At 72.0% G+C, this 6,584-nt stretch carries 6 protein-coding genes; all 6 read right to left on the bottom strand.

Translation table 11 applies throughout. The annotated features are described in order from the left end of the window. Nucleotides 1-78: 78 nt before the first annotated feature. Complete coding sequence (locus ACZ51I_RS19300; protein ID WP_468877181.1) at nt 79-1,656, bottom strand: aldehyde dehydrogenase family protein; 1,578 nt, start codon at nt 1,654-1,656, stop codon at nt 79-81. A 78-nt stretch (nt 1,657-1,734) separates the two neighbouring features. Next, entirely contained in the window at nt 1,735-2,187 is a 453-nt protein-coding gene (locus ACZ51I_RS19295) for a hypothetical protein (RefSeq protein ID WP_468877178.1), read from the bottom strand. A gap of 37 nt (nt 2,188-2,224) precedes the next feature. After that, nucleotides 2,225-2,767: an RNA 2'-phosphotransferase gene (locus ACZ51I_RS19290; RefSeq protein WP_093875067.1), complete on the bottom strand. Its 543-nt coding sequence runs from the start codon at nt 2,765-2,767 to the stop codon at nt 2,225-2,227. A gap of 100 nt (nt 2,768-2,867) precedes the next feature. After that, entirely contained in the window at nt 2,868-3,827 is a 960-nt protein-coding gene (locus tag ACZ51I_RS19285) for a MerR family transcriptional regulator (RefSeq protein WP_468877174.1), read from the bottom strand. Between the two features lie 83 nt (nt 3,828-3,910). Next, entirely contained in the window at nt 3,911-5,722 is a 1,812-nt protein-coding gene (locus tag ACZ51I_RS19280) for an SDR family oxidoreductase (protein WP_468877172.1), read from the bottom strand. Then, nucleotides 5,722-6,567: a M24 family metallopeptidase gene (locus ACZ51I_RS19275; RefSeq protein ID WP_468877170.1), complete on the bottom strand. Its 846-nt coding sequence runs from the start codon at nt 6,565-6,567 to the stop codon at nt 5,722-5,724. The genes ACZ51I_RS19280 and ACZ51I_RS19275 overlap by 1 nt, the downstream gene beginning before the upstream one ends. Nucleotides 6,568-6,584 lie beyond the last annotated feature (17 nt).

Below are 6,584 nucleotides of genomic sequence, written 5' to 3'. Positions count from 1 at the left end.
GGGTTCGGAGGCAAAAAGAAAGGGGGGGGTGTGGTGTTTTGCCCACCAAACCCCCCCCCCCCGGCCCCGCTCGCCGTGTCAGGCGCCCTCGGTCCAGTCGGCCGGCAGGCGGTAGTCGAGGTCGGCCTCGACGGTCGTCACGTCCATCTGGGCCTTCTGCAGCGAACCGGAGAAGTCCCAGTTCATCGACTGCCAGCGGGTGAACTGGTCGAGGACCCAGACGCCGGACTGGCGGCTGCCGTTGCCGGACTTCCCGTTGCCGCCGAACGGGAGGTGGGCCTCGGCGCCCGAGGTGGAGTTGTTCACGCTGATCATGCCCGCGCCGACGCCCTGCCGGAAGCGGAACACGGTGGCCGGGTCGCTCGTCCAGACGGCGGCGGAGAGGCCGTAGCCCGGAGTGTTGGCGAGCTCGATCGCCTCGTCGAGCGTCCGGTACGTGGTCACGCCGACGACCGGCCCGAAGGTCTCCTCCAGGAAGATCCGGTCCGTCGGGCGGACCCCGTCCACGAGCACCGGGTGGTAGTACAGGCCGTCGGAGGGGTCGCCGACGAAGCCCTCACGGGGCGACTCGGCGGTGATCCTGCCGACCGCGCTCGAACCGAGCACCGTGTGGTGCTCCTCGATCCAGCTCAGCGCCTCCTCGTAGGAGCGCGCGAACTTCTCGTCGAGCAGCGGGCCGTAAACGACGCCCTCGGACGGCTCGCCCACCGCCGCGGCCCGCACCGCCTCGTCGAACTTGCGGACGAACTCGTCGTGCACGTCCTCGTGCGCGATGACCGTGCCCAGCGAGGTGCAGCGCTGGCCCGCCGTGCCGTAGCCGGAGAACAGCGCGGCCTGCACGGCCAGGTCCAGGTCCGCGTCGGGCGCGAGGACCATCGGGTTCTTGCCGCCCAGCTCCAGGCACGGGGTCTGGAGGTGGCGGCCGCACAGCTCGCCGATCCGCCGGCCGACCAGCGTCGAGCCCGTGAAGCCGACCTTGTCCACCAGGCCGCGGCCCAGAGCGGCGTCCAGGCCCTCGAAGGTCGTCTCGCCGTCCGCGTAGACCAGGTTCAGGACGCCGGCCGGCACGCCGGCCCGCCAGGCGAGCTCGGCGAGGGCGCGCGCGGTCGCCGCCGCGTACTCGGCGGGCTTCCACACCACCGCGTTGCCGCAGAGCAGCGCCGGGGCGATGTACCAGGACGGCACCGCCACCGGGAAGTTGCCCGCCGTCACGATGACGGACACGCCGACCGGCATCCGGAAGGTGAACAACTGCTTGTCGGACATCTCGGAGGGGACCGTCTGCCCGTACAGGCGGCGGCCCTCGCCGAGGAAGAAGTCGCAGGTGTCGATGATCTCCTGGACCTCGCCCAGCGCCTCGGCGTACGTCTTGCCCACCTCGCGGGTGACGAGGCGCGCCAGGCTCTCCTTGTTGGCCTGCACGAGACGCCCGAAGGCCCCCACGACCTGACCGCGCACGGGGGCCGGTACCCGCGCCCACTCGCGCTGGGCCTGCCGCGCCGCCGCACAGGCGTCCTGGAACGTCGCCGAGTCGGCCAGCCGGACCTCGGCGACGACATCGCTCTGGCGCGCGGGGTTGAGGGAGGCGTAGGTGTCACCGCCGCCGGGGACCTCCTTGCCGTCGATCACCGAGTTCAGCGCAGTCGGAGCCACCACTTGGAATTCCTCTCACCATGTCGGATGCGGTGGGTCAGAGTAGCCGCTGACCTGCGCGCCGGGTCCGGGGCCGGGGGATCAGCGCACCCTGCTGTTCATCCAGGGGGTGAGCGAGGCGCCGGGGGCCAGTTCCTTGTACGTCTCGTCGCCGGGGACCGGGACGACCAGCCACCAGCCGGGCGGGAAGAACCGGCCCTTCACATGGGCGAGGCCGCTGTGGACGGAACGCAGGAAGGCGGGGACGGCGTCGCGGGGCACGTCCGCGAACTCGATCCCGTCCACGGTGATCCTGGCGTCTCCCTCAGGGAAGACCTGGACCGTGACGGAGGGGGAGCCGCCCAGCTCGACGTAGGCCTCGTGCGGCAACGACCCGTCCGGGTCGAGAACGGTGAACGCCCCGGAGGAGGTGCGCCGGGAGGTCTGGTCCGCGCCGATGTCGTCGGTCACCGTCATCTCCAGGTGGAACTCCCGGGCGATCTCACGGATCGCGGTGACGGCGGCTTCGGTGGTGGGCAGATGCGGGTGAGCCATGGCATCGAACATGCCACACGGCCCCTCGGGCGCGGGCTCAGGAGGGGAAGCGGAGGAATTCGGGCGGGACGGCGTCGGTCAGCCAGACCCCGTTGGCGCTGACGCGGAAGACGTGTCCGGCCCGCCGCATGGCACCGGCGTCGACGCTCAGCACGACGGGCCGCCCCCGCCGCGCGCCGACCCGGGTCGCCGTCTCCCGGTCGGGGGAGAGGTGGACGTGGTGGCGGGCCATGGGCCGCAGCCCTTCCGCCCGGATCGCGGGGATCCGGTTCGCGACCGTGCCGTGGTAGAGGTACGCGGGTGGTTCCGCGACCGGCAGGTCGAGGTCGACCGCGACGGTGTGGCCCTGGCTCGCCCGTATGCGGGTGCCCTCGATGGCGAAGCGCTTCTTGTCGTTGGTCGCGACGACGTGGTCCAGCTCTTCGCGGGTGAAGGGGAAGCCGTGCTCCGCGGCGGCCCGGAGCAGGGCGTCGATCTCGGTCCAGCCGTGCGCGTCGAGGACGAGCCCGATGCGCTCGGGCTGGTGGCGCAGATGCTTGGAGAGGTACTTCGACACCTTCACGGTGCGTCGTTCATCCATCTCGATTTCTTCCCCGCTCAGGTTTGATCCACAAGCAAGTGGAGTTATCCACAAGTGAGTTTGAGATTCTGTGGACAACGGGGCTGCCAGGTCAAGGCATTTATTCGGTTTCCTCGACTTTGGACTGCCTTGCGGCAAGCGCGTCCAATGTCCTTTTGTTGACCTCTCGTTCCGCGGCCGCCGCGATGAAGGCCTCGACGCCCTCCGCGCCGACCAGGCTCTGCACGGCCCGTATCGTCCCGGCCGGGAGCGACACGGCGCGCGGCTGGTCGTCCCTCACCCGGGGCGGATCCGGCGACAGGTGGATCTGGAGATGGCGGGTGGCGAACAAGCGCATGGCCCGCGCCAGTTCGGCGTCCACGGTCTGCTGGGCGAGCGGCCGGAGGCGCCGCACCATCGTCGCCGCCTCGGTCGCGTCCGCGTCCGTCGGCGGCCGGTGCTCCAGGTAGCGCGCGAAGACGTGCTCGGTCGTGAACTCCAGGAAACGGGATGCGATGTGCTCGACCTGATCGCGAAGTTCCCTCAGGTGACCGGTGATCGCGGGCAGCGGCACCCCCGCCGCGTACAGCTCCGCCGCCACCGCCAGCTCTTGCGGGCTCGGGACGAGGTACTCCTCGGTCTCCCGGCCCGGCAACCGCTCCAGTACGCCGAGCTCGACGGCCTCCCGGATGGCCTCCTCGTCCGGCGTGCCGCCGAAGCGGGCGTCCAGCTCCGCGCGGGAGATCCGGTCCGCCTCCTCGTCGGTCCACGGCCCGTGGACCTCCGCGACCAGGCCCAGGACCCCGCCGAGCCCCCGGCCGGTGTCCCAGGCCTCCAGGAGCTCCTTGATCGAGGCCAGGGTGTAGCCCCGGTCGAGGAGGTCGGCGATCTGCCGGAGACGCGCGAGGTGCGCGTCCCCGTACACGTTCGACCTGCCCCGCCGCTCCGGGCGGGGCAGCAGACCGCGGTCCTGGTAGGCGCGGATCGTCCGGACCGTGGCCCCGCTGTGATGGGCGAGATCCTCGATCCGGTACTCCGGCTGTGCTGACTGCTCGGACAAACCCGCTCCCACCGACCGCATGCTCCACCCCGCCGCCGCGGGGCCCCTCCTGGGAGGGATCGTACGACCGCGGGTCCCGGCCCGCTCCCCGCGCGGCCCGCCGTCTACGACGGCGGCTGCCAGCGGGCCAGCGCCCGCAGGGCTCCCGGGCTGAGCCGGGACAGGAAGTGGGCGCCCCGCGCCTCGGGGGTCACGGGGACGACGGCCCGGTCGTGCAGGACCGCCCCCAGGATCGCGTCCGCGACCTTCTCCGGCGGATAGTTCCGCAGGCCGTACAGCCGGGAGGCCTTCTGCTGCCGGCGCTTCTCCTCCGCCGCGTCCGTGACCCCGGCGAACCGCGCGGTCGCCGTGATGTTGGTGTTGACGATGCCGGGGCATATCGCGGACACCCCGATGCCCTGGTCGGCCAGTTCGGCGCGCAGGCACTCGCTGAGCATCAGCACCGCCGCCTTCGACGTGCTGTAGGCGGGCAGCGCCCGGGAGGGCTGGAACGCCGCCGCCGAGGCGGTGTTGACGATGTGGCCGCCCTGACCGCGAGCGGTCATCTGCGCGCCGAAGAAGCGACAACCGTGGATCACGCCCCACAGGTTGACGTCCAGGACCCGCTTCCACTCCTCGGCCGAGGTCTCGAAGAAGGAGCCGGTGAGCCCGATGCCCGCGTTGTTGACGAGGACGTCGACGGTGCCGTACTCGCCCGCCACCTTCGCGGCCAGCTTCTCCATCGCCTGCTCGTCGGCGACGTCGACCGTCTCGCCCCAGGCCTCCGGGGCGCCGATCAGACGCGCCATCTCGGCCGTGCGGGCCGCTCCCTCGGCGTCCCGGTCCACGGCCACCACCCGGGCGCCGGCCTCCGCGAACGCGAAGGCGGTGGCCCGGCCGATGCCGCTGGCGGCCCCCGTGACCAGGACGAGCTGGCCGCCGAACCGCTCCGCGTACTCCGGCTTCACGCCGCCTTTCGCCGTCGGCGCCGTGACGGGCCGACGCAGACCCGACGCCTTGGCCGCCGCGTCCTCGTTGGCCCGGACGAACTCCGCGATCCAGGCGGACAGCTGGTCCGGCCGGGTGCGCGGCACCCAGTGCTTCGCCGGCAGGGTGCGCCGGGTCAGGTCCGGCACCCAGGTGCCCAGGTCGTCGTAGAGCCGCTCGGAGAGGAACGCGTCCCCGGTCGGGGTGATCAGCTGCACGGGCGCGTGCGCGTACGCGTCGGGGCGCGGCCTGCCGAGCCGGGCCCGGACGTTGTCCCGGTAGAGCCAGGCGCCGTGCGCCGCGTCGTTCGGCAGGGAGGGCGTCGGATAGTCACCGGTCGGGACCTTCTCCACCCGCTCCAGGAGCTTCGGCCAGCGCTTGCCGAGCGGCCCGCGCCAGGCGAGCTCCGGCAGCACGGGCGTGTGCAGCAGGTACACGTACCAGGACTTGGCGCCCTGCCCGAGGAGCTGGCCGATCCGGCGCGGGGTGGGCCGGGTCATCCGCCGCTTGATCCAGTGCCCGAAGTGGTCGAGCGAGGGCCCCGACATCGAGGTGAAGGAGGCGATCCGGCCCTCGGTGCGCGGCACGGTGACGAACTCCCAGGCCTGCACCGACCCCCAGTCGTGGCCGACGAGGTGCACCGGCCGGTCCGGGCTGACGGCGTCGGCGACCGCGAGGAAGTCGTCCGTCAGCTTCTCCAGGGTGAAGCCGCCGCGCAGCGGGGCCGGTGCCGTCGACCGGCCGTGGCCCCGGACGTCGTACAGCACCACGTGGAACTCCTCGGCCAGCCGGGTCGCGACCTCCGACCACACCTCCTTGGAGTCCGGATAGCCGTGCACCAGGAGGACGGTCGGCCGGGCCTCGTCGCCGAGCTCGGCGACGCACAGTTCGATTCCGCCCGTCCGGACCCGGCGCTCCCGCGCCGCCTCAAGCCCGGCGATTCCCGCCATCAGACCGCTCCCTCGTTCCAGCGCCGCACGTGCGGCAGATCGTCGTCCAGCCAGAAAGCGCTCTGCTCGGGGTCCCGGGAGTCGGTGACGACCAGGATCTCCTCGAACTTCGCGCCCGTCCCCCGGAATCCGAGGTGCGGTTCGACCGCCCACAGCCCCGGCATGGGCGGGTGGTCGGAGAACGTGTACGGCGACCAGAGCGGCGACCAGCCGTCCCGGTGGCCGCGCAGGGCGTCGCTCGCGAGGCCCTTGAGCGACTGGGTCCCGAAGCCGAAGAGCGTCGGCGCCCAGCGGCGCTCCTTCACCCGGTCGATCTTGTGGGCGATGACGCCGAAAGGATAGGCCCGGTGCCGGTTCGCGTACCCCTGGCGGACCATGAGCCGGTCCACGTCCTCGTATATCTCGCGCAGCGTGCGGCGCTCGCGCACCTCGCGCAGGATCAGCTCGCGGTGCGCCTCCAGGTCGGCGAGCAGCTTGTCGTGCAGGGGGTCGAGGCCCAGGCAGCCGCTGTAGCCGATGTCGGCCGTGTACCCCTCGAGGACCGGCGCCATGTCGAGGATGAAGGGCATCCCCGCCTCGAGGCGGCGGTTCGTGGGGAAGAACTGCAACGGGACCTTGAAGTCCACGAAGGCCGTGCGGTCCCCGAACCAGGCGAAGGGCCGGTGGAACCAGTCCCGCACCCCCCGCTCGTACAGCCACTCCCGCTGCATCCGGGCGGCCTCCCGCTCGGTCACACCCGGCTTGAGCTGGGCCGCGACGGCTTCCGCGCACTCGTAGGAGAGCCGCTGAACCTTCCTGAACCCCCGCAGCTCCGCGGAGAGTTCGCCTGTCACTGCTGAGGCCATGCCACCCGCCGTCCCGT

It is taken from the genome of Streptomyces sp. NPDC034084 (genome assembly GCF_055575535.1).
Note: the sequence above shows the minus strand (reverse complement) of the source record. Positions and strands in the feature narration are given on the sequence as shown.